A 20,678-nucleotide genomic window follows, 5' to 3' on the forward strand; every position below is an offset into this window, starting at 1 on the left:
GTGCTCCAGCACGCCCGGAGAGCCGGCCGGGGTTCGGCCCGGCCGGCTCTCCATGCCTACCCCGCCTACCTCAGCGGGTCAGTGGGTCTGGCCGGGACGGTCGACCACCGCGCGGGCGACCACCGCGGTGGAGTAGAGCACGGTACCGGCCGCGGGCCGGGGCTGGGCGTCGACCGTACGGCCGCTCGGCAGGTCCGTCGGCGTCGGCCGGGTGACCGGGGCGTCGGTCTGGACGTCGCTGGAGCCCAGGTAGGCCAGGGTGCTGCGGTTGAAGACGTACTCCTCCCTGACCCCCGACGCCGGGTCGGTCAGCGCCACCGCGACACCGTGCCGCCCCAGCGCGTCCACCGCGTCGGGGACCGTGATCACGCCGGGGATCAGCGCGATCGACCGGTAGAGCGCCGCGCCGACCTGCGGCGTGACGATCTGCTCGCCGAGCAGGTCGAAGACGGTCTTGAACTGCACCGCGGCCGGTCCGGTGCCTGTGCCCTTGGTCGCCGCGGCGAGCATGTCGTGCAGCTTCTGCGGATCGGTCGGCAGGGTGGCGAGGAAGGCCGGGGTGGGCAGTTCCATGGTTCCGGGTCCGTCCGGGCTGGACTCTGTGATGGTGCCGCCCAGGCTCTTCTGCTTGATCACGGTCCGCTTGGAGCCGTCGATCGAGCGCCAGATCTCCCGGGTCTCCGGCGCGGTGCCGGAGCCCCCGCCGACCTCGCTCCTGATGTAGGCGTACTGGTCGTTCCGGAACGGCAGCAGCTTCTGGGTGGACGCCGCCTCGGCGATCCGGCCGAGCAGGACCACAGCCTGCTGGTGGCTGCCGGGGTCGACACCAACGGCCGACGTCGACGCAGACGTCGACGTCGGGGCCGGCGGCGCTGCCGCCTGCGGGGCCGCCGTACCGGGCCGGCCCTCGACGGCGACGACGGCCACCAGGGCCGCGGCGGCCGACAGCGAGCCGACAGTGATCAGCAGGCGGCGGACGGGACGGCGCGGGGCGGGAACGGCTCCGGGCTTGATCTCACGCATCAGATGGTCCTTCAGCAGAAGGTGGCGGTCGCGGGAGAGCTCCGGGTCGCCCGGCGCCGGCAGCAGCCGGGCCAGTTCCTCCCGATCCTCCGGACCGGGCTGGTTCTGACGGGCGGTCATCGGTGCTCCTCCTCTGTCGACCAGGACGCCTCGACGCGTCCCACCGAGTGCTGTCCGCTCCCCGGCAGCGGTTCCCTGCCGCGTTCCAACTCCTGCTGCGCCAGCGCCCGGAGCCGGGTCCTGGCCCGCGACAGCCGGGAGCGGACGGTGCCGACCGGCACGCCCAGGGCCTCCGCCGCCGACGCGTAGTCGAGCCCGGACCAGACGCAGAGCGTGAACACCTCGCGGTCGCCGCGTCGCAGCGTGGCCAGCGCCCGCTGGGCGGCGGCGAGTTGCTCGGCGTCCTGGAGTCTGCCGACCAGTTCGTCGGCGAAGTCCGGTACGGAGTCCTGCGGCGGGATCCGGGCCAGCGCGGCCTGGTGCCTGCGGGCCGACCGCGCGGTGTTGCGCAGGACGTTGGTGGTGATGCCGAGCAGCCAGGGCAGCAGGCTGTCGCCGTCGGGTCTCAGCTTCCCGCGCAGCCGCCAGGCCTCCAGGAAGGTCAGCGAGACGATGTCCTCGGCCGCCGACCAGTTTCCGGTGCTGCGGACGGCATAGCGGTAGACGGCTCGCGCGTGGTCGTCGAAGAGTTCGGCGAACGCCGCGGCGTCACCGGCCCTGATCCGGGCGCGCTGGGAATGTTCCACAGGCTGTCCTGTCCGCCGCGACCGCCCGGTTCCAGTGATCCAGCTCACAGCATCCCGCCGAGACCACTTCAGGTCGGCGACCAGGGCGGCGGCCCAGGCCGGGTTCCACGGGGTCGAGAATCCCAGTCCGACCCCCTCGTCGGCCAGTGCACCGTCCAGGCGCGCCACCCCCTCGGCCACCGGTGCCCTGGGCGGAAACCGGGCCGCCGAAGGTCGGCGTTGCCCCGGGTCCCCGTCGCCAGGGCCGTCGCGGCGCAGCTCCGCGCCGGCAGCGGGCCGATCCGCGGACGTCAGCCGCTGTTCCAGCCGCGTGGGTACTCCACCGCGTCGCGGTGCGGGGGCCAGATCGAGCGGGTGCGGGCGTCCAGCCAGGCGCGGGGGCCGTGGGCGGCCTGCAGCCGCAGAGCGGCGGCGGAGTCGGCGTCGTACTCGTCGGCGTGCCGCGGGGTCGGATCGTCCACCGCGTTGTAGGAGAGGTCGACATATCCCAGTCGGGGCAGCCCCGCGGACCCGGCCAGCGCCTCAAGACCGGCCGCACCGATCCGGTTGCCGCCCAGGTCCAGCCACTCCAGCCGGCCGAGGTGCGGGGAGGACGCCAGCAGCGCCGCCTCGGCGTCGCCCAGCTCCAGGGCGTGCAGCCGCAGGGAGCGGATCCGCCCCAGCGACGGGGAGGCGAACAGCCGCTCGGCCACCGGCCGCACCCCGGTGAGGTTCAGGTGCAGCACCGGCGCCCGCCGGTAGATCTCCTCGGCGTCCGCGAGGAACGCCGCCGCGTCGAGGGTCACCACCTCGACGAACCCGCTGAGGAACTGCCACCCGTCCACCAGCGGGGCGATGTCCGCCGCCCACTCCCGCCCGCGCGCCCTGACCAGGGTCAACTCCCGCTCCAGCGAAGGATCGAGACGCCGGTCGAACTCCTTCCGCCAGCGTGCCAACGCCAGCTGGATCCGGATGAACTCGGCCCGCTCCGGGTCCCTGCGCGCCACCGCTTTCGCATAGGCGAGCCGGGGCGCGACGTCCGCCGGAGCGCTGACGACATCCTGGAGCAGGGCGCTGGGACCGGCCATCTCACCGCCCCTGACCGGGGTGCTCCGCACTCAGCCAGCTGCTGATGGACCCCAGTGCGTCGGGGCCGTAGTCGGAGACGACGCCAGCGGCGAGGTCGGCCACGGTGACGGCTCGCAGCGCGTCGCGCCAGGCGGTTTCCGCCGCGGCCATCGCACGGGCGATGGCGCAGGGGGCGGTGCAGGACTCCGGCGGGGTGGCCAGCGGCCCGCGCTGCCGGATCTCGGTGCAGACGAAGGCCGGCGCGGGCCCGTCGACGGCCGCGACCACGTCCAGCACCGTGATCTGGGCCGGGGAGCGGGTGAGCGCGTAGCCGCCCGCGTTGCCCTGCAGCGAACGGACCAGTCCGGCCCGCGAGAGGGCCTGCAGCTGCTTGGCCAGATAGCTGGGCGAGACGTCGTGCAGTTGCGCCAGCCGGGCGGCCGGGACCGGCTCCCGCGCCGAGGTCAGCACCACGCAGCAGTGCAGCGCCCACTCGACACCGCCGGACATCTTCACGCCGACACTCTAGCCCCCCGGTACTTGACTCGGATATGGAATGTCCGAGTACTATTCGGATAGGAAGTGTCCGAGTCTAGGAATCAAAACCAGGAGATCCCATGAAGATCGCAGTCATCGGCGGAACCGGGCTGATCGGGTCGCAGGTCGTGCGGAACCTGAACGCGGCCGGGCACCAGGCGGTGCCGCACTCGCTGACCACCGGAATCGACATCCTCACCGGCCAGGGGGTGGACGAGTCGCTGGCCGGCGCCGAGGTGGTGGTCAACCTGACCAACTCCCCGACCTTCGACGCGGCCTCGCCCGCGTTCTTCCGGACCTCGATGGACAACCTGCTGGCCGCGGCCCGGCGGGCCGGTGCCGGGCACTTCGTGATCCTGTCCATCGTCGGCGTCGACCAGGTGCCCGAGCTCGACTACTACCGCGCCAAGACGCTCCAGGAGGACATCCTCAAGGCCGGGCCCGTCCCCTACTCCATCGTCCGCGCCACCCAGTTCATGGAGTTCATCGACGCCGTGCTGACCTGGACCGCCGACGAGAACACCGTGCGGCTGCCGCGCACCCCGATCCAGCCGATCGCGGCGGCGGACGTCGCCGCGGCGGTCGCCGAGGTCGCGGCCGGGGCGCCGCTGGGCGGCACCCTCGACGTCGCCGGGCCCGACGCCTACCCGCTGGACGAACTGGGCCGGATCACCCTCGCCGCCCGGGGCGACAAGCGCACGGTGACCACCGACGACACCGCCGGCATGTTCGCCGCCGTCCAGGGCGACGTGCTGACCCCCGGGGACGGCGCCCGCATCGCCCCCACCCACTACACCGCCTGGCTGAAGTAGCCAAGGACCCTCCGAGGAGTCTGCTGTGGGGGTGGTGTGAAGCGCGGATCCTCCGGCTGACAATCTGTACACACGCGACAGAGCAGCAGACCCAGCCAGACGGAGAGCACAGTGCGGCAGCAGCAACCCCGGAACCGGGCGTCACGATCCATACGTCGGACGGGCACCGCCGCGGTGGTCCTCGCCGCGACGCTGCTGGGGCTGGCCGGCTGCGACGGTTACGACTCGACGTCCCCGGCCACCGCCAGGGCGCACGCCTCCGGGGTCCCGGCCGCGTTCGCCACCGGCGCGGCCGGTTCGGTCGACTGCCGCGAGGCCAAGTGCGTCGCGCTGACCTTCGACACCGGTCCGAGTCCGCAGACGCCGAAGATCCTGGCCCTGCTGCGGCAGTACCACATCCACGCGACGTTCTTCCTGCGCGGCGACAACGCACTGAAGTACGCGGACTTCACCCGGCAGACCGCCGCCGAGGGCAATGAGCTGGAGACCCTGACCTGGAACCACCACATCCTGACCAGGATCAGCAAGGAGGAGGTGCGCGACGAGATCGTCAGGGGCCGGGAGGCCGTGGCCAAGGTGACCGGCATCACGCCGACCCTGCTGCGCCCGCCGCAGGGCCGCACCAGTGACACGGTCACCGGGATCGCCCGCGACCTGGGCATGGCCGAGGTGGAGTGGAGCGCGACCGGGTCCGACTACGCCACCAACGACTCGCAACTGATCGCCGACCGGATCCTCAAGGACACCCGCCGGGACGGGATCATCCTGCTGCACGACTGGGTCGACCCCACCAACCGCGGCTACAACGGGACGGTCGCCTCGATCCCGCTGATCGTCGCCAAGCTCCAGTCCGAGGGCTACACCTTCGTCACCGTCTCCCAGCTGCTCGCCCCCGGGAAGCCGCAGGCCGGCAAGGTCTACAAGTAGCCGCGGGCGGGCGACGGCCGCACCGGCAGCTCCAGCGGACCCGGCAGTCGCGCACCGCAACGCACCGAACGTCAGAGGCCGAGGTTCTCGCGGAGGGTGGAGCCGGCGTAGCCGGGCCTGACGATGCCGCGCTTGGTGAGTTCGTGCAGCAGGCCGTTGACGACGAAGTCGTACTGCTCCGGGTCCGCCAGGCCGTTGAGGGTGATCAGGTCCAGGACTCCGGCGCGGAAGCGCTCCTCGACCGCGTCGGCGAGTTGCTCGGGGGTGCCGGCCGCCGCCCAGTGCCCGGTGTCCTGCGCCGCGACGACCAGCTCGCGCAGGGTGTAGCCGGAGCGGGCGTAGCCGGTGAAGATGTCCACCCGGCCGCGGCGGCGGTTCACCGAGCGGATGTCGGGCAGCAGGCTCTCCGGCAGCGGCCGGTCCAGCGCGGCCTCGCTCAGGTCCACTCCCCCGCCGAGCATGTCCGCGACCAGGGCCCGTCCGGCCTCGAAGTCGATCGCCTCGGCCTTCTCGCGGACCAGCCGCCGTGCCTCCTCCTCGGTGGCGCCGTAGGTCGCGTGGAAGGAGCTGAAGATCAGCGGCAGTCCGCCCGGGCGGCCGTGCTCGGCGGCCTGGGCCCTGATCCTGGCCGTGAACTCCCGGGCGACGGGCAGGGTCGGCAGCGAGGTGAAGACGATCTCGGCGTAGCGCGCCCCCAGGGCGAGGCCCGCCTCCGACTGCCCGGCCTGGATCTGCACCGGACGCCCCTGCGGCAGCGGCGGGATGTTCAGCGGTCCGGCCACGCTGAAGTACTTCCCCACGTGGTTGATCGGACGGACCTTGGCCCGGTCCAGCACCGCCCGGCCGTCGGGTCCGATCGTCAGCGCGCCCGGCGCCCAGCTGTCCCACAGGGCGTTGACCACCTCCAGCGACTCGGCCGCGCGGGCGTAGCGCTCCTCGGGGCTGGGCAGCTCGTCCGGGCCGAAGTTCTCCTCGCCGAGGGAGGAGGTCACCAGGTTCCAGGCGGCCCGCCCGTTGCTCACGTGGTCCAGCGTGCCGAACAGCCGGGCCAGGTTGAAGGGGTGGTGGAAGGTGGTGGAGACGGTGGCGATCAGCCCGATGTGCTGGGTGACCTGGCTCAGCGCGGCGACGAAGACCAGCGGCTCCTGCGAGCCGATGGCGCCCTGCGCCCCGAAGCTCAGCAAGTCGGCGGTGAACAGGGCGTCGATCCCGGCCGCCTCGGCGAGTTCGGCGACCCGGATCGCCGTGTCCAGCGTGGAGCGGGTCGGGTCCAGGGCGAGTTCGTAGGCCCCCGGCCAACCGCCCGCGCCGGTCACCGTCTTCAGGGTCCTCGGCTCTGTCGCGCTCACGCTGCGGCTCCTTTCGTCTCCGGGACTATTGCACATCAATCCGATAGGCATAGTCGATATGGCCACGGCTGACATCGGGCGACACACTGCTGCAATCGACACGCAAACGCCCCCAGGCTCGTCCGCATGTTCAGTCGCGCGCAGTCGAAGCGGTGCCGCCGGGTCCGGCCAGCGCTCTCACGCGCCGGGGGATCGACTTCGGCACCATGAGCTCCACCAGCTGCCGCTGATGCTATGTCAGCTGACGGAACGTCATCCCCACCGATCCCCGCATCTCCGCCGGCTGAGCATCCGGCCGTAGGCCGGGTGCGGCTAACGACCTTTGCGTTTGCTGCCGCCGCCGGGTTTGGGACCTGCCAGCAGCTTTTGGGCCTGGAACGGTTTGCCCAACGCAAAGAGCGTGCCGGCCAGAGTTTGCCTGACAGCATCGGCCAGTGGGTCATGGTCCCCCAGGACCCGCCGAACGCGAGGTCTGATGTCCTGCAACAGCTTCTCCGCTTCGGCGTAGTGGCCCAGCTTGTACAGGGTGGCGGCGAGGTTGTGGGCGGAGTGCAGGGTGGCGGAATGGTCGTCGCCCAATACCCGCGTACGCCGCGCCAACGTGTCCTCGTCCAAGCGGCGCGACTCACCATGCAGGCCCAGCCTGTCCAGGGTGGCGGCGAGGCTGTGGGCAGAGTTGAGGGTGTCTGGGTGGTCCTCGCCCAACACCCGTGTGCGCCGCGCCAACGTGTCCTCTGCCAAATTCCGCGCCTCGCTGGACTGATCCAAATCGGACAGGGTGCGGGCGAGGTTGTCTGCAGAGCTGAGAGTGTCGGGGTGGTCCTCGCCCAACACCCGCGTACGCCGCGCCAACGTGTCCTCAACCAAACGGTGCGCTTCGCTGTGCTGGCCCAGCTTTCCCAGCGTGACGGCGAGGTTGTGGGCGGACCTGAGAGTGTCGGGGTGGTCCTCGCCCAACACCCGCGTACGCCGCGCCAACGTGTCCTCAACCAAACGGCGCGCCTCACCATCCAGACCCAGCCTACTCAGAATGACGGCGAGGCTGTGGGCAGAGTCCAGAGTGGCAGAGTGGTCCTCGCCCAACACCCGCGTACGCCGCGCCAACGTGTCCTCAACCAAACGGCGCGCCTCACCGTGCTGGCCCAGCCTACTCAGAATGACGGCGAGGCTGTGGGCAGAGTCCAGAGTGGCAGAGTGGTGCTCGCCCAACACCCGCGTACGCCGCGCCAACGTGTCCTCGCCCAAACTCCGCGCCTCACCATGCAGGCCCAGCTTGTCCAGCGTGACGGCGAGATTGTGGGCGGAGTCCAGAGTGTCGGGGTGATCCTCGCCCAACACCCGCGTACGCCGCGCCAACGTGTCCTCATCCAGACTCCGCGCCTCACCGCGCAGGTCCAGATTGCCCAGGACAACGGCAAGGCCGTTGGCGGAGCGCAGAGTTTCGGGGTGATCCTCGCCCAACACCCGCCTGTGCCGCGCCAACGTGTCCTCATTCAAACGGCGCGCCTCACCGTGCTGGCCCAGCTTGCTCAGGGTGGTGGCGAGGTCGTGGGCGGAGCTCAGAGTCTCGGGGTGGTCCTCGCCGGACACCCTCGTACGCCGCAACAGTGTGTCCTGGACGAGCGGCAGCGCCTCGGCGTGGGCACCGAGGCCGTCGAGTGCCCAGGTCAGCATGTAGGCAGCGCTCAGGGTGTCGGGGTGGTCCTCGCCCAGCGCGGCGGTCCATGCCGTATACAGGGGTTGGGCGAGTTCGCGGGCCGCCTGCGGCTGGGCGCTGCGCACGAGGTAGTGCACGGCTCGGATCAGGATCGGTCGCAGCCCGGGTTGGTCGCCTACCGTCTGCCAGGCCACGGTGAGATGTGAGGTGAGCGGAGCCCATTGCGGCCAGAGTCCGGGGAGGTCGGGGTCCCCGGGATCTGCGGTGGTCAGCAGTGCCACCAGATCGGCCCTGATCGTGTCGGTGTCATGTTGGTCGGTCTGGTGGCGTAGGACGGCTTGGGTGAGGCGGTGGATCTGGATCGTCCCGCGACCCACGTTGACCAGGCCGTAGCGCGCCAGCGGGGCAATGGCCGTCTGCGGCCACATGAAGTCGTCGGGGTCGCCCGGGATGGTGGTCAGCTGGGCCCGTACGTCGGCCAGCCAGGCGGTGGGGATCGGTTCGGGGCCCAGGAAGGCCGCCAGCCGCAGCAGGGCCAGGGCGTCCAAGTGGCTGCTCCGCAGGCGGTCGGTGGCGATGGTGACGGTCGCCGCCAGGGAGGCCTGGTAGCCGGGGGTCTCGCCTTGAGCCAGAAGACGGGACGTGTTGCTGTCCAGGAGTTCCCGGTAGCGCTCCAGCGGCATGCCCTCCGCCAGGACGCCAGCCGCTTGGGCCAGCGCCAGGGGAAGATCCCCCACGGCCTCGGCCAGCGTGTCCGCGTCCTCCGCTGTCAGGTCCCGCAGGCGGCTGGCCAGGTAGGCGGCGGAGTCCTCCCGGGAGAACACGTCCAGGCGCAGGCCGGGCAGGATCGTGGTCCAGGCCGGGTTGCGGGAGGTGACCAGGACGTGGCCGGGCCCCTCGGGCAGCCAGGCCTCCACCTGCTTCGGATCCTCGGCATTGTCCAGAATCACCAGCCACCGATCCCGTTCGCGCAGGGACTGCACCGCAGCACGGGCGTTGGCCTCGACCCCCGCGTCGGCCCGGGCCACACCCAGGCGCGCGGCCAGTTCCGCATACCGCACCGGCACCTGCTCGACCTGCTCAGCGTCGACCCACCACACCACGTCGTACTGACCCGCGAAGCGGTGCGCGTACTCCAGCGCCACCTGCGTCTTGCCGATACCGCCCATCCCGTGCAACGCCTGCAGCGCCGCATGGCGCCCGGCCAGCAGCTTGCTGCGCAGACCATCGAGGACCGACTCACGGCCGGTGAAGTGCGGATCGCGCCTCCGCACGTCCCATACCGCCGGCAACCCGGCGTTGATCGGAAAGCGGGGAGCCGCGCCGGACGCGGGCACGGTGGGGGCGGGAGCGCCACCGGGGAAGGCAGGCGCGCTGGTGGGAGGCGTAGGGCCGCGTACCGCTTCCACCAATGTGGCGATAGCCGTAGTCTCGTCCAAGCCGTGCAGTTCCCGCCAGATCCGCGGGGCCAGGATCGGCGGCAGGTCACCCTCCTCCAGGGGCTTGATCACCACAGGGATGAGACGGTCCCTGCGGGCCAGCGCGGCCGTCCACTCCTCCTCGGTGAACCGCCCCGCGGCGAAGTACGCGGGCGAGAACAGCGCGACGACCGCGGACGCGTTCGCCAGCGCCTGGCTCATCCTCTTGACGAAGTCATCCCCCGCACCCCAGTGCCACGCGGCCAACTCCACCTGGCAGCCCGCCCCTTGCAGGTGCCAGCCGACCCACTCGGCCCACTCCCGGTCCGGACCCGCATAGCTGATGAAGATCCGCTCGGAACTCCCCGACATCCCGCACCCACCCCCTGGCGATCACGTCCACGCAACGTCACGTGACGCCCCATCTGTATAGCGCGCCCCACCCCCGAACACGCCCGAAAGCCAAGGAAATCAGGACGGACCGCAAAAGCCCGAGCTGACCGGAACAGACCGAGGAGGGCCGAAGTTGGTTCGGAAGAGACCGGATCCGACCGGGCCGGAGGCAGACCCGACCGGGCCCGTGTCACGGTTCTGAGACAAGTCGGACGAATCGCAAAGTCCGCTGACTACAGGCTGTTTGATGAGGGCAGCAGTGAGATCATGGCAGCAAGGACGAGCGCGAGGGGGACGCGATGGCGTCGGAAGTGGTGACCTACGCACTGGATGACGGCACGGAGGTCCGGTTCGAGATCGAGCCGAGCGACGACTGGCACCCGGTGGGGGCGGACGGGGTGGCCGGACGGGTCCGGGACGCCGTCCGGCCGGCGGTGGAGGCCGCCCACGCGGTGCTGGAACGGGTCGCCGAACTCCGCCCGGACGAGGTCGAGGTGACCTTCGGCATCAAGGTCAACGGGTCGGCCAACTGGCTGGTCGCCAAGGCGGCCACCGAGGCGAACTTCGAGATCACCATGACCTGGCGCCCCGGAACAAGCGCGGAATGAGTGCGGAGTCCGGCATCGGCCTGCGACCTGCGGCGGATGACTGGGTGGCCGCGATCCACGGGGGTGAGCACGACCGCGACCCCCTGGGCTCCGGCTTCCTGATCGACAGTCAGCGGGTGCTCACCTGTGCCCATGTGGCGTATGCGGGCCAGGCCGAGGCCAGGGAGCTCTGGGTTGCCTTTCCCAAGGCGGAGGACCTGGCGCAGCGCCGGATCCGGGTGCGCGAGGTGGTCGCCGCCCCCGAGGCCGACCGGGGCATCAGGGACGCGGCGGTGCTGCTGCTGGAGGAGACCCTGCCGGAGGGGATGGCGGCCCGGCTGCGCCGCCCGAAGCCCGGTGATCTGGTCGGCGGCGAATGGTGGTCCTTCGGCTTCCCGGACGGCGCCCTGGGCAACTCCTCGGACGGCTCCGTGGGCGAGGCGCTGGCCTACGGCTGGGTGCGGCTGGACACCGCGTCCCGCTACACGGTGAAGCGAGGCTACAGCGGCGCGGCCCTGTGGTCACCGGCCTACCAGGCGGTGGTCGGGATGGTCGGGCAGGCACTCGACACCACCGGCGACGCCCGCGCGCTGACCATGCGGGCGATCGACGCCTACCTGCCGGACCAGAAGCTGCACCTGCTCGCGGACTGGGCGGTGGAGGCGGCCGGCGAGAGCGCGCTCGCGGCCTGGGGCTGGTCGCTGGAGGCCGATCCCGACGAGGCCCGCCGGCACTGGCGGCCACGCGCCCGGGGCGTGAGCACCGACTCCGAGCGCGGGTTCCGCTTCCGCGGCCGGACCGCCGCCCTGAACCGGATCGTCGCCTGGATCACCACCGCCCACCGCACCCGCGGCGTCCTGGTGGTCACCGGCTCGCCCGGCGTGGGCAAGTCCGCGGTGCTCGGACGCATCGTCACCACGGCGGACGCCGCCATCGCGGCCACCCTGCCGGCCGACGACGACGCCGTGCGGGCTCCCCTCGGCTCGGTGGCCTGCGCGGTGCACGCCAAGGGCAAGACCGCGCTGGAGGTCGCCGCGGAGATCGCCCGGGCGGCCTCCGCCCCGCTCCTCGACCGGGTCGCCGACCTGGCCCCCTCCCTCCGCGCGGTGCTGGCCGAGCGGCAGACATCGGCCTTCACCGTCGTGATCGACGCCCTGGACGAGGCCACCACCCCCGAGCAGGCGCGGCTGATCATCGGTCAGATCGCCCTGCCCCTGGTGGAGACCTGCACCGACCTCGGTGTGCGGGTGGTGATGGGCAGCAGGCGCAAGGACGACGCCGGCAGCCTGCTGGAACCCCTGGGCCCCGCGGTCCGGGTTCTCGATCTGGACACTCCGGAGTACTTCGAGGAGAGCGACCTGGCCTCCTACTGCCTGGCGACGCTCCAGCTCACCGGCGACGAGCGGCCCGGCAACCCCTACGACGACCCGGCCGTGGCCGGCCCGGTGGCCCGTCGCATCGCGGCGCTGTCCGACCGCAACTTCCTGGTCGCCGGGCTGACCGCCCGTGCCCACGGCATGCACGACAGCGAACCGGTCGCTCCGGCGGCGATCTCCTTCACCCCCACGGTGGAGGCGGCCCTGCGTGAGTACCTGGTGCTGCTGCCGCCCGTGGGCAGGGTGTCCGCCTCGGACGCGCTCACCGCCCTGGCCTACGCCGAGGCCCCCGGATTCTCACTCGACCTCTGGGGCATCGCCATCGCGGCGCTGTACCGCGAGTCCGCCCTCGGCGAGTACGACCTCCACCGGTTCGCCGGCTCGTCGGCCGCCAACTTCCTGGTGGAGTACGGCTCCTACGACTCCGGCCCGACAGTGTTCCGACTGTTCCACCAAGCGCTCAACGACGCCCTGCTCAAGGGCAGGGCGGAGCTCACCCCCTCGGCCCGGGACGAACGGGCACTCACCGGGGCGCTGATGGCCCACGGCCAGTCCGTCGGCTGGGCGCAGGCCCCCGCCTACCTGCTGCGTTCCCTCCCCCGCCATGCCTCCCGCGGCGAGGTCGTCGACACCCTGCTCGCCGACGACCTCTACCCGCTGTACGCGGACCTGCTCCGGCTGATCCCTGCCGCCTCCTCCGCGACCACCACGCAGGGGCGGGGCCGGGCCGGCCTGCTGCGCAAGACCCCGCGCGCCATCGATGCCACCCCCTCGACCCGCGCGGCGATGTACAGCGTGACGGAGACCCAGGCCCGGCTGGGCGACACCTACCGCACCAGCACGCTTCCTGTGCCCTACCGCGGCGTGTGGACGACCGCCAACGCCCACGTGGAGGAGACCATCCTGGAAGGCCACACCGCCAAGGTCACAGCGGTGTGCGCGGTTCCGACGGGCGGCCGTAGTCTGCTCGCGAGCGGTAGCGAGGACGGCCTGGTGCAGGTATGGGACGCGGAGTCCGGTGAACTGGTCCGCACCCTGGAGGTCCACGGCGGCGGGGTCGCGGCGATGCGCGTGGCCAACACGGTCAGCCGCAGCGTGCTCTCGGTCTGCTGCGCGGACGGCACCGTGTGGCTCTGGCAACCCGAGACCGGAGAAGTGGTCCGCACCCGGGCGTCGCACCCGGACCGGACCGGTGCGTTGCATACGCTCGAAGAAGACAGCAACGGCATACTGGCCATCGGATGCGCCTCCAACGGGGTGTGGCTGTGGAGGCCAGGATCGGACGATGCGGGTCGAACCTTCGAGGATCGGCATCGGACCCCCAAGGACCAGGAGTGGACCCCCGAGTTGCAGAAGTACGGGCCCACCAGCCTGAGCATGCTTCGACGCGGGAATCGCAGCCTGCTGGCAGTCGCCGGGTTCAACGGCGAGGTAAAGCTGTGGGACCTGGAGAGTGGTGGCTGGGACCAGATCTGGTCGAACCCGCGCATCGCACCGGTTACCTCGCTCTGTGCGCTGCCGGACGAGAGGCAGGTCCTGCTGGCGACCGGCCACGAGGACGGGCTGCTACAGGTGTTGTCCGCAGAACACGACTGGCGTGCCAGCGGCTTCTTCGACGTGCGCCAGAGGGGCGGTCCGGACGGGCACGCCAAGAGAGTCACCACGATGTCCGTGGTGCAGCTGAACGGCAGGTCCTGGCTGGCCAGCGGCAGCGACGATCGAACCGTCAGACTGGACAGCCTCGGCAGGGAGCGGCCCCGTACCCTTGCGGAGCACTCCAGCGGCGTCTCCGCCGTGTGCGGGGTCCAGGTCGGCCCACTGAGCCTGCTTGCGAGCGGATGCGCCGACGGCACCGTGTGGCTGTGGGACCCGCAGGCCACGGGTCCGGCTCGGGCCGCGGGGGGCTTCAGCGGCGGGGTCAGGGCCGTCTGCCTGGCCGAAGCGGGTCGCCTGGGCATCCTGGCGGCTGCCTGCTCCGACGGCAAGGCATGGCTGTGGAACTCGACGACGGGCCGGCTGATCCGTGCCCTGGAAGGCCACACCGATGAACTCACCGCCGTGGGCGCCATCCGGGCGCGAGGCCGCACCTGGCTGGCGACGGGGTGCGCCGACGGCAGCATCCGGATGTGGAGGCTGCGGAGCGGGACGCAGGTGGGGACCCTGGAGGGGCACATCGGCGCGGTCAACGCGCTGTGCAGCGTGCGGATGGGGCATCGCACCCTGCTGGCCAGCGGCGGCGCCGACGGCACGGTACGGCTGTGGAAGCCCGGGCTCGCCGGCGGTTACGTCCGCGCCCTGAGGGGGCACACCGGCGCGGTCACCAGCGTCTGCGCGGTGGACACCGACGGCAGCCAGGCGCTGGCCAGCGGCAGTGCCGACGGCACGGTACGGCTGTGGAAGCCCGGGCGGAAGGCGTGGGACGCAACCCTGCCCGGGCACATCGGCGGGGTCACCGCGATGTGCGTGCTGCCGGCCACCGGCCAGAGCCTGCTCGCGGTCGGCAGCGCCGAGGGCACGGTACGGGTCGTCGATCTCGACACCGGGAAGGCCGTCCGTACCCTGCGCGGCCACACCGGCGGGGTCACCGCGATCGGCCTGCTGACCGTGGACGGCCGCAGCCTGCTGGCCGTCGGCAGCGACGACCGCATGGTGCGGCTCTGGGACCCGCTGCACCGGCGGCTGCTCATGGAAGTACCGGTCCGCTACCCGGTGGTGGCCCTCACCCAGACCGGCAGTCTGCTCGTGGTGGGGCTGATCGACGGCCTGCTCACTCTGGCGATCAACCTGGACGCGGTGAGCTGACCCTGCCCCCAGAAGGTCTTGTCATGCCCCTTACCAACCGGTCAGTAACTGACGTAACGTCACATTACCTGACCCGTGGGAGGAGCACTACATGCGACGCCTCACGTCCCGAATCAGAACCGCCGCGGTTGTCGCGGCCCTGGCCACCGTCTGCGCCATCGGGCTGCCGCCCGGCTCGTCCGGTGCGGTCACGCACCGCGCCTACGCCGCTGACGACTACTGCCAGGGCCAGTGCGACGACATCCTGCCGCCGGGCGAGAACGGCAACGCCACCCTCGCCGACATCCTCGCCAACCGGGTGCTCGGTACCCGCCCCGCGCACACCGACGACCAGCTCGCCCCCTACGCCAACCTGGTCGACGGCTACACCGGGCTGACCGACGCGAGCCTCGGCAGCTTCTTCAACGACGCCTCCTTCGGGGTCCCGGCCGGCCAGGTCGCCAGCACCACCAAGCCCCGCTCCGACGTCACCATCGTCCGCGACAAGGCGACCGGCGTCCCGCACATCACCGGCACCACCCGCTACGGCACCGAGTTCGGCGCCGGCTACGCCGCCGCCCAGGACCGGCTGTGGGTGATGGACCTGTTCCGGCACGTCGGCCGGGGCCAGCTCAGCAGCTTCGCCGGCGGCGCCGCCGCCAACCGGCAGCTGGAGCAGAGCTTCTGGCAGGCCGCCCCCTACACCGAGGCCGAGCTCCAGCAGCAGATCGACTCCATCGCCGGCCAGGGCGCCCGCGGCGCGCAGGCGCTCAGCGACGCCCAGGCCTACGTCGACGGCATCAACCAGTACATCACCCAGGCCTACAACTCCCGTACCTTCCCCGGCGAGTACGACCTCACCGGGCAGATCAACGCGGTCACCAACGCCGGTACCATCCAGCCCTTCAAGCTCACCGACCTGGTGGCACTGGCCTCGGTGATCGGCGCGCTGTTCGGCTCGGGCGGCGGCGGCGAGGTGCAGTCCGCGCTGGTCAAGGAGGCCGCCGAGGCCAAGTACGGCACCGCGCAGGGAGACCGGGTCTGGAACTCCTTCCGCGAACGCGAGGACCCCGAGGCCGTGCAGACCCTGCACGCCGGCCAGAGCTTCCCGTACGGGCAGGACCCGGCCGACCCCCAGGGCACCGCCATGCCCGACCCCGGGTCGGTCACCCCGCAGCAGCTCGTCTACGACCCCACCGGCAGCGCCGTCAGCAACGCCCGCGCGGCGGTCAAGGCCCCCGCCGCACTGAAGCCGCTGCAGGGCGTCTACGACAACGGCGTACTGCCGGGCGACCTGCTCACCGCCAAGCACGGCATGTCCAACGCCCTTGTCGTCTCCGGGAAGTACACCGACGACGGCCACCCGGTGGCCGTATTCGGCCCGCAGACCGGCTACTTCGCCCCGCAACTGCTGATGCTGGAGGAGATCCAGGGCCCCGGCATCAGCGCCCGCGGCGCCGCCTTCGCCGGCCTCAGCTTCTACGTCGAGCTGGGCCGCGGCCAGGACTACTCCTGGAGCGCCACCTCGGCAGGCCAGGACATCACCGACACCTATGCGGTGACCCTGTGCAACAGCGACGGCAGCCCGGCCACCAAGAACTCCACCGGCTACCTCTACCAAGGCAGTTGCACACCGATGCAGGCCCTGGAGCGGGACGACTCCTGGGGCCCGACGCTCGCCGACTCGACCGCCGCCGGGTCCTACCGGCTGATCATGTACCGGACCGCGTACGGGCTGGTCACCGCACGCGCCACCATCGGCGGCACCCCGGTCGCCTACACCTCGCTGCGCTCCACCTACATGCACGAGGTCGACTCCATCATCGGCTTCCAGATGCTCGACGACCCCGGCGCGGTCGACTCGCCGCAGACCTTCCAGCAGGCGGTGCAGCACATCGGCTACACCTTCAACTGGTTCTACGCCGACGACGCGCACACCGCCTACTACAACTCCGGCGACAACCCGGTGCGCCCGGCCGACGTCGCCCCCGACCTGCCGGTGCTCGCCCAACCCCAGTACGCCTGGCAGGGGTTGGACCCGACCAGCTACACCGCCGACTACACCCCGCCGGCCCAGCACCCGCAGAGCATCGACCAGGACTACTACGTGTCCTGGAACAACAAGCAGGCCGACGACTACGCCGCGGCCGGCTTCGGCGACGGCTCGGTGCACCGCGCCAACCTGCTCGACGCCCGCGTCAAAGCCCTGGTGACGAGTGGTCAGAAGATCAGCCGGGCCTCGCTGGTGCAGGCCATGGAGAACGCCGCCGTCACCGACCTGCGCGGCGAGGACGAACTGCCGCTGCTGCTCCGGGTGATCCAGAGCGCCCCGGTCACCGATCCGGCCCAGGCCGCGGTGGTGCAGGAGTTGCAGACCTGGCTGCAGCACGGCGCGCAGCGACGGGAGACCTCCTCCGGCAGCCACACCTACGCCGACGCCGACGCGGTGCGGATCTTCGACGCCTGGTGGCCGCTGCTGGTACAGGCCGAGTTCAGCCCCGGCCTGGGGTCCGACCTGTTCACGGCCATGACCGGCGTGCTGCAGATCAACGAGTCCCCGTCCGGGGGCCAGACCGGTCCGGTGAGCGGCTCGGTCGACGCCAACGAGTCCATCCCGCACAAGGGTTCCTCGTTCCAGTACGGCTGGTGGTCCTACACCGACAAGGACCTGCGCTCGGTGCTCGGCGACCCCGTCGCCGGCGGCCTGGCCCAGCCCTACTGCGGCGGCGGCGTGCTGGCCCAGTGCCGGCAGGTGCTGCTGAGCTCGCTGCAGCAGGCCGCGGCCGAGACCCCGGCCCAGGTATACCCCGGCGACAGCGGTTGCTCGGCCGGCGACCAGTGGTGCGCCGACTCGATCGTCCAGCGCCCGCTGGGCGGGGTCACCGACGGCGCCACCAACTGGCAGAACCGCCCGACCTACCAGCAGGTCGTGCAGTACACCTCGCACCGCTGAGCTGAGGACGCGCTGCGGCCGGTGCGGCAACCGGGAAACCCGGTCACCGCACCGGCCGTTCGGCGTTCGGCGGTACGGCGTGCGGCGGTGCGGCGTGCGGCGGTGCGGCGTGCGGCTCAGGCAGCGTCTGCCGCGGTGAGCGTCGCGCGGCCCGCGGCGGTGATCCGGGCGGCCTCCGCGAGGCGCAGCCCGAGGTGCTCCGCGGTGGCGAGGTCGGCCTTGTGCACGGCCTCGGGGCCCTCGTCCACGTTGGTCTGGGCGCCCACGCCCAGGAAGAAGCCCAGCCGGTTGATGTCGTGCTCGGACGCCTCCGAGGAGTTCCACCCCGGGTGCAGGCCGAGGTTGACCCAGTTCATCCCGTGCTGGGCGGCGAGCAGGGTGAAGTACTGCAGGGTGTGCAGCTTGTCGCCGCTCTTGCTCCCCGAGTTGGTGAAGCCCGCGGCGAGCTTGTCCTGCCAGGAGTGGGTGAACCAGCGCTTGGAGGAATCCTCGGCGAACTTGTGGAAGGCGGCGGAGGCCGTGCCCATGTAGGTGGGCGAGCCGAAGGCGATCGCGTCGGCGCCGTCGAGCAGTTCCCACTGCTCCTCGGTGATCTCGTCGACGTTGATCAGATGGACGACGGCACCCGCCGAGGCAGCACCGTCCCGGACGCTGCGGGCGACAACGGCCGTGTGGCCGTAACCGGAGTGGTAGGCGATGGCGACGACAGGCTTGTTCGCAAGGGCTGACATGGATGTGCTCCTCAGGGCACCGGCGGAACGGGACAGCCCCAGTTGAGCACTCTTTTTTCCGAAGCGCAACTAAACACATAGCGCTAGTAAGCGGTAGGATGGTGCCATGGCGTATCGAACCTGGCTCAAGCGACAGGAGGACGGCGCGGACGAGTTCAACGTCTTCGCCCGCACCTGCCCCTCGCGCGGCACCCTCCAGCACATCACCGGGCGCTGGGGAAGCCTCACCCTGAGCGCCCTCTACGGGGAGACGCTGCGCTTCAACGAGCTGCGCCGCCGGGTGGACGGCGTCAGCGAGTCGATGCTCGCCCAGACCCTGCAGGCGCTGGAGCGCGACGGCCTGGTCTCCCGTGAGGCGCAGCCCACCAACCCGCCGCACGTCGAGTACCGCCTCACCCCGCTCGGCCGAAAGACCGCCACCCACCTGCTCAGCCTGATCTCGGCCCTCGAGGACACCATGCCCGAGGTCATCGCCGCCCGAGCCACCTACGACGCCAACACCGGAACCAACTGACCCCGAAAGCCGGCCAGCGGGGCGTTGTGCACTCACGCGGCACGGGAAGCCGGAACGGCCGCCTTCCCGTGCCGAAGGCGAGAGCAGTCGGCGATCAGGAGATGCCGCAGGCGATCTGACGGGATTCCTGGTCGAGGTCGAGCTGAGGGCATTCCGAGGTGAGGTGGGAGCCGTCGCTGAAGACCAGGTCGACAAAGAGGTTGGGCTCGATGTGGTTGTGTCCGTGCGGGTCGATCCGGAAGGTGGTCTGCGCGCCCTTCAGCGTCTCGTAGGGCACGTGGTTGAGGATGGCCAGCTGGAACGGCCCCTGGTCGCTGTACTGGTCCCACAGGCCGAAGGTCGAGGAGATCCGGGCGGCGGTGCCGCCCCACATGTCGCGGACCGTGACGGTGACTGTGGTGTCCCGGTCCTTCTGGTCGCTGTCCATATGGACGGAGAAGCTCGCACCCACCAGGGTCGCCCCCGGTGCGGCCGAAGCCGGAAGCGTCGCGGAGCCGAAGCTCAGCATCGTGAGGGCCAGAAGGGCCAGCGTCCTGCGGAAGGTCGTATACATACGGTCAGCCTGTGGCAGTGCCTGTGCCGGGGCAATGGCCAACACGCGGGCTTCATTCGTTCGAATGACCGCCATCACCACAATGGGTGATCCGCGCCAGGGCCCGTCCGCACCCTGCCGCCCCCACGCAACCTCGTGACCGGCCCGGCAGACTGGCACCTCCGGGCCGGAGGCTTGGAGTGGGACTGCTGGGAGACCCTGGAGCACCTGGCTGACGGGCTCTTCGCCTACGCGGTCCAACTCGCGCCTGCCCGACCTCCGTTGGACGGCTTCGTGCCGCTCCGCTGGCAGCGGGACCGGCCCGACGGGCCGCCGAACGTGGTGTTCGTCGACCGTGCGGTCGGCCCCGCGGGCCTGCTGCAAGTACTGGAGAGCGGCGGCGGGCTGCTGACGGCCATGGTGCGGACGGCTTCTCCGCAGACCCGCGCCTTCCACGCCTTCGGAGTGTCGGACCCGGAGGGCTTCGCTGCGATGGGTGTGGTGGAGACCTTGGTGCACACCCACGACGTGGTGACCGGCCTCGCCCTGCCCTGGACTCCACCCGCCGACCTGCGCGACCGGGCCCTGACCTGGCTGTTCCCCGAAGCACCCGGGGACACCGACCGCTGGCCCACCCTGCTCTGGGCCACCGGCCGCGCCGAGTTGCCCGGCCACCCCCGCCGAGCCTTCGAGCGCTGGCACAGCGCACCGCTGCGCAACAAAGAGGCCTGAACGTCCGATGCGCTCTACGCGCCGCGGGAGCGCCGGTGCAGGTCGCGTAGTTCGTCGAGGAGGGCGGGGACCGGGCCCTGGACGGCGAGGCCGGGGGCGATCTCGGTGATGGGAAGCGGGCGGACGTCGGCCGGCGCGGCGCCGAACTCCTGGCGCCAGGCCGCCGACTGCGCGGCCGAGCTGACGTAGACGATGCGGCCGAGGCCGACCCAGGCGTGGGCCGCCGCGCACATCGGGCAGTGCTCGCCGGAGGTGAAGACCGTTGCCGCCGCCCGGGCCTCCGGGGTCAGGTGGGTGGCGGCCCAGCGGGCCAGCTCGAACTCGGGGTGGCGGGTCGGGTCGCCCAGGCCCACCTCGCGGTTGCGATCCTCGGCGAGCACGGCGCCGTCTCCGCCGACGAGGACCGAGCCGAACGGCCAGTCCCCCGCCTCGACGGCTTCGGCCGCCAGTTCCACGCTGCGGCGCAGATGCCCCAGTTCGGCGTCGGTGAGGGCGGGTGCGGCAGCGGGATGCTCAGGGCGGGTCATGACTGCTCCGTTCCTAGGAGATGGTGGACAACCGTG

The 20,678-nt window shown here is 71.4% G+C and carries 16 protein-coding genes; 7 read left to right on the forward strand and 9 right to left on the reverse strand.

Translation table 11 applies throughout. The features are described 5' to 3' along the window. Nucleotides 1–78: 78 nt before the first annotated feature. The 4 genes from ACEZDG_RS06030 to ACEZDG_RS06045 all read right to left on the reverse strand — a co-directional run bounded on the left by ACEZDG_RS06030 (nucleotide 79) and on the right by ACEZDG_RS06045 (nucleotide 3,326). Complete coding sequence (locus ACEZDG_RS06030; protein ID WP_380503405.1) at nucleotides 79–1,143, reverse strand: CU044_5270 family protein; 1,065 nt, start codon at nucleotides 1,141–1,143, stop codon at nucleotides 79–81. Next, nucleotides 1,140–1,769, reverse strand: coding sequence for an RNA polymerase sigma factor (locus ACEZDG_RS06035; protein WP_380503408.1), 630 nt, complete (start codon nucleotides 1,767–1,769; stop codon nucleotides 1,140–1,142). The genes ACEZDG_RS06030 and ACEZDG_RS06035 overlap by 4 nt, the downstream gene beginning before the upstream one ends. A gap of 290 nt (nucleotides 1,770–2,059) precedes the next feature. Next, entirely contained in the window at nucleotides 2,060–2,836 is a 777-nt protein-coding gene (locus ACEZDG_RS06040; RefSeq protein WP_380503411.1) for a TIGR02996 domain-containing protein, read from the reverse strand. 1 nt (nucleotide 2,837) lies between these two features. Further along, nucleotides 2,838–3,326: an RrF2 family transcriptional regulator gene (locus ACEZDG_RS06045; protein WP_380503858.1), complete on the reverse strand. Its 489-nt coding sequence runs from the start codon at nucleotides 3,324–3,326 to the stop codon at nucleotides 2,838–2,840. 107 nt (nucleotides 3,327–3,433) lie between these two features. Here ACEZDG_RS06045 and ACEZDG_RS06050 point away from each other — a divergent pair, with 107 nt between their 5' ends. Further along, the gene (locus ACEZDG_RS06050) at nucleotides 3,434–4,165 is read left to right on the forward strand and encodes an SDR family oxidoreductase (RefSeq protein ID WP_380503413.1); all 732 of its coding nucleotides are present in this window, start codon (nucleotides 3,434–3,436) and stop codon (nucleotides 4,163–4,165) included. 111 nt (nucleotides 4,166–4,276) lie between these two features. Beyond that, nucleotides 4,277–5,092 (forward strand): polysaccharide deacetylase family protein, encoded by an 816-nt coding sequence (locus ACEZDG_RS06055; RefSeq protein ID WP_380503416.1) that lies wholly within the window; start codon nucleotides 4,277–4,279, stop codon nucleotides 5,090–5,092. 71 nt (nucleotides 5,093–5,163) lie between these two features. Here ACEZDG_RS06055 and ACEZDG_RS06060 read toward each other — a convergent pair whose 3' ends face one another. Together ACEZDG_RS06060 and fxsT are read right to left on the reverse strand one after the other, a co-directional pair. Next, nucleotides 5,164–6,441, reverse strand: a complete 1,278-nt coding sequence (locus ACEZDG_RS06060; RefSeq protein ID WP_380503419.1) for an NtaA/DmoA family FMN-dependent monooxygenase — start codon at nucleotides 6,439–6,441, stop codon at nucleotides 5,164–5,166. Nucleotides 6,442–6,753: 312 nt separating this feature from the next. Continuing rightward, nucleotides 6,754–9,888 (reverse strand): FxSxx-COOH system tetratricopeptide repeat protein, encoded by a 3,135-nt coding sequence (fxsT, locus tag ACEZDG_RS06065; protein ID WP_380503422.1) that lies wholly within the window; start codon nucleotides 9,886–9,888, stop codon nucleotides 6,754–6,756. 320 nt (nucleotides 9,889–10,208) lie between these two features. Here fxsT and ACEZDG_RS06070 point away from each other — a divergent pair, with 320 nt between their 5' ends. From ACEZDG_RS06070 to ACEZDG_RS06080, 3 genes are all read left to right on the forward strand, one after another. After that, entirely contained in the window at nucleotides 10,209–10,517 is a 309-nt protein-coding gene (locus ACEZDG_RS06070; protein WP_380503425.1) for a CU044_2847 family protein, read from the forward strand. Beyond that, a complete protein-coding gene (locus tag ACEZDG_RS06075) occupies nucleotides 10,514–14,674 on the forward strand; it encodes an AAA family ATPase (protein ID WP_380503428.1) in 4,161 nt (1,386 codons plus the stop codon). Before ACEZDG_RS06070 ends, ACEZDG_RS06075 begins: the two co-directional genes overlap by 4 nt. A 91-nt stretch (nucleotides 14,675–14,765) precedes the next feature. After that, entirely contained in the window at nucleotides 14,766–17,606 is a 2,841-nt protein-coding gene (locus ACEZDG_RS06080) for a penicillin acylase family protein (protein ID WP_380503431.1), read from the forward strand. A gap of 116 nt (nucleotides 17,607–17,722) precedes the next feature. Here the strand turns inward: ACEZDG_RS06080 and ACEZDG_RS06085 are convergent, their stop codons facing one another. Then, on the reverse strand, nucleotides 17,723–18,337 hold the full coding sequence (locus ACEZDG_RS06085; RefSeq protein WP_380503435.1) for a flavodoxin family protein: 615 nt from the start codon (nucleotides 18,335–18,337) through the stop codon (nucleotides 17,723–17,725). 106 nt (nucleotides 18,338–18,443) lie between these two features. On the opposite strand from ACEZDG_RS06085, the gene ACEZDG_RS06090 reads away from it, so the two are divergent. Continuing rightward, entirely contained in the window at nucleotides 18,444–18,851 is a 408-nt protein-coding gene (locus tag ACEZDG_RS06090) for a winged helix-turn-helix transcriptional regulator (protein WP_380503438.1), read from the forward strand. 94 nt (nucleotides 18,852–18,945) lie between these two features. Here ACEZDG_RS06090 and ACEZDG_RS06095 read toward each other — a convergent pair whose 3' ends face one another. Further along, nucleotides 18,946–19,404, reverse strand: a complete 459-nt coding sequence (locus ACEZDG_RS06095; protein ID WP_380503441.1) for a hypothetical protein — start codon at nucleotides 19,402–19,404, stop codon at nucleotides 18,946–18,948. A gap of 135 nt (nucleotides 19,405–19,539) precedes the next feature. Here ACEZDG_RS06095 and ACEZDG_RS06100 point away from each other — a divergent pair, with 135 nt between their 5' ends. Further along, on the forward strand, nucleotides 19,540–20,115 hold the full coding sequence (locus ACEZDG_RS06100) for a hypothetical protein (protein WP_380503444.1): 576 nt from the start codon (nucleotides 19,540–19,542) through the stop codon (nucleotides 20,113–20,115). A 14-nt stretch (nucleotides 20,116–20,129) separates the two neighbouring features. Here ACEZDG_RS06100 and ACEZDG_RS06105 read toward each other — a convergent pair whose 3' ends face one another. After that, entirely contained in the window at nucleotides 20,130–20,642 is a 513-nt protein-coding gene (locus ACEZDG_RS06105; RefSeq protein WP_380503446.1) for a nucleoside deaminase, read from the reverse strand. Nucleotides 20,643–20,678: the final 36 nt, after the last annotated feature.

It is taken from the genome of Streptacidiphilus alkalitolerans (genome assembly GCF_042511045.1).
Taxonomy (GTDB): Bacteria; Actinomycetota; Actinomycetes; order Streptomycetales; family Streptomycetaceae; genus Streptacidiphilus; species Streptacidiphilus alkalitolerans.

Coding starts and splice junctions, on each gene's coding strand:
- ACEZDG_RS06075 (WP_380503428.1), top strand. CDS start 10,514: ATGAGTGCGGAGTCCGGCATCGGCCTGCGACCTGCGGCGGATGACTGG.
- ACEZDG_RS06095 (WP_380503441.1), bottom strand. CDS start 19,404: ATGTATACGACCTTCCGCAGGACGCTGGCCCTTCTGGCCCTCACGATG.
- ACEZDG_RS06030 (WP_380503405.1), bottom strand. CDS start 1,143: ATGACCGCCCGTCAGAACCAGCCCGGTCCGGAGGATCGGGAGGAACTG.
- ACEZDG_RS06040 (WP_380503411.1), bottom strand. CDS start 2,836: ATGGCCGGTCCCAGCGCCCTGCTCCAGGATGTCGTCAGCGCTCCGGCG.
- ACEZDG_RS06050 (WP_380503413.1), top strand. CDS start 3,434: ATGAAGATCGCAGTCATCGGCGGAACCGGGCTGATCGGGTCGCAGGTC.
- fxsT (WP_380503422.1), bottom strand. CDS start 9,888: ATGTCGGGGAGTTCCGAGCGGATCTTCATCAGCTATGCGGGTCCGGAC.
- ACEZDG_RS06080 (WP_380503431.1), top strand. CDS start 14,766: ATGCGACGCCTCACGTCCCGAATCAGAACCGCCGCGGTTGTCGCGGCC.
- ACEZDG_RS06070 (WP_380503425.1), top strand. CDS start 10,209: ATGGCGTCGGAAGTGGTGACCTACGCACTGGATGACGGCACGGAGGTC.
- ACEZDG_RS06085 (WP_380503435.1), bottom strand. CDS start 18,337: ATGTCAGCCCTTGCGAACAAGCCTGTCGTCGCCATCGCCTACCACTCC.
- ACEZDG_RS06090 (WP_380503438.1), top strand. CDS start 18,444: ATGGCGTATCGAACCTGGCTCAAGCGACAGGAGGACGGCGCGGACGAG.
- ACEZDG_RS06105 (WP_380503446.1), bottom strand. CDS start 20,642: ATGACCCGCCCTGAGCATCCCGCTGCCGCACCCGCCCTCACCGACGCC.
- ACEZDG_RS06045 (WP_380503858.1), bottom strand. CDS start 3,326: ATGTCCGGCGGTGTCGAGTGGGCGCTGCACTGCTGCGTGGTGCTGACC.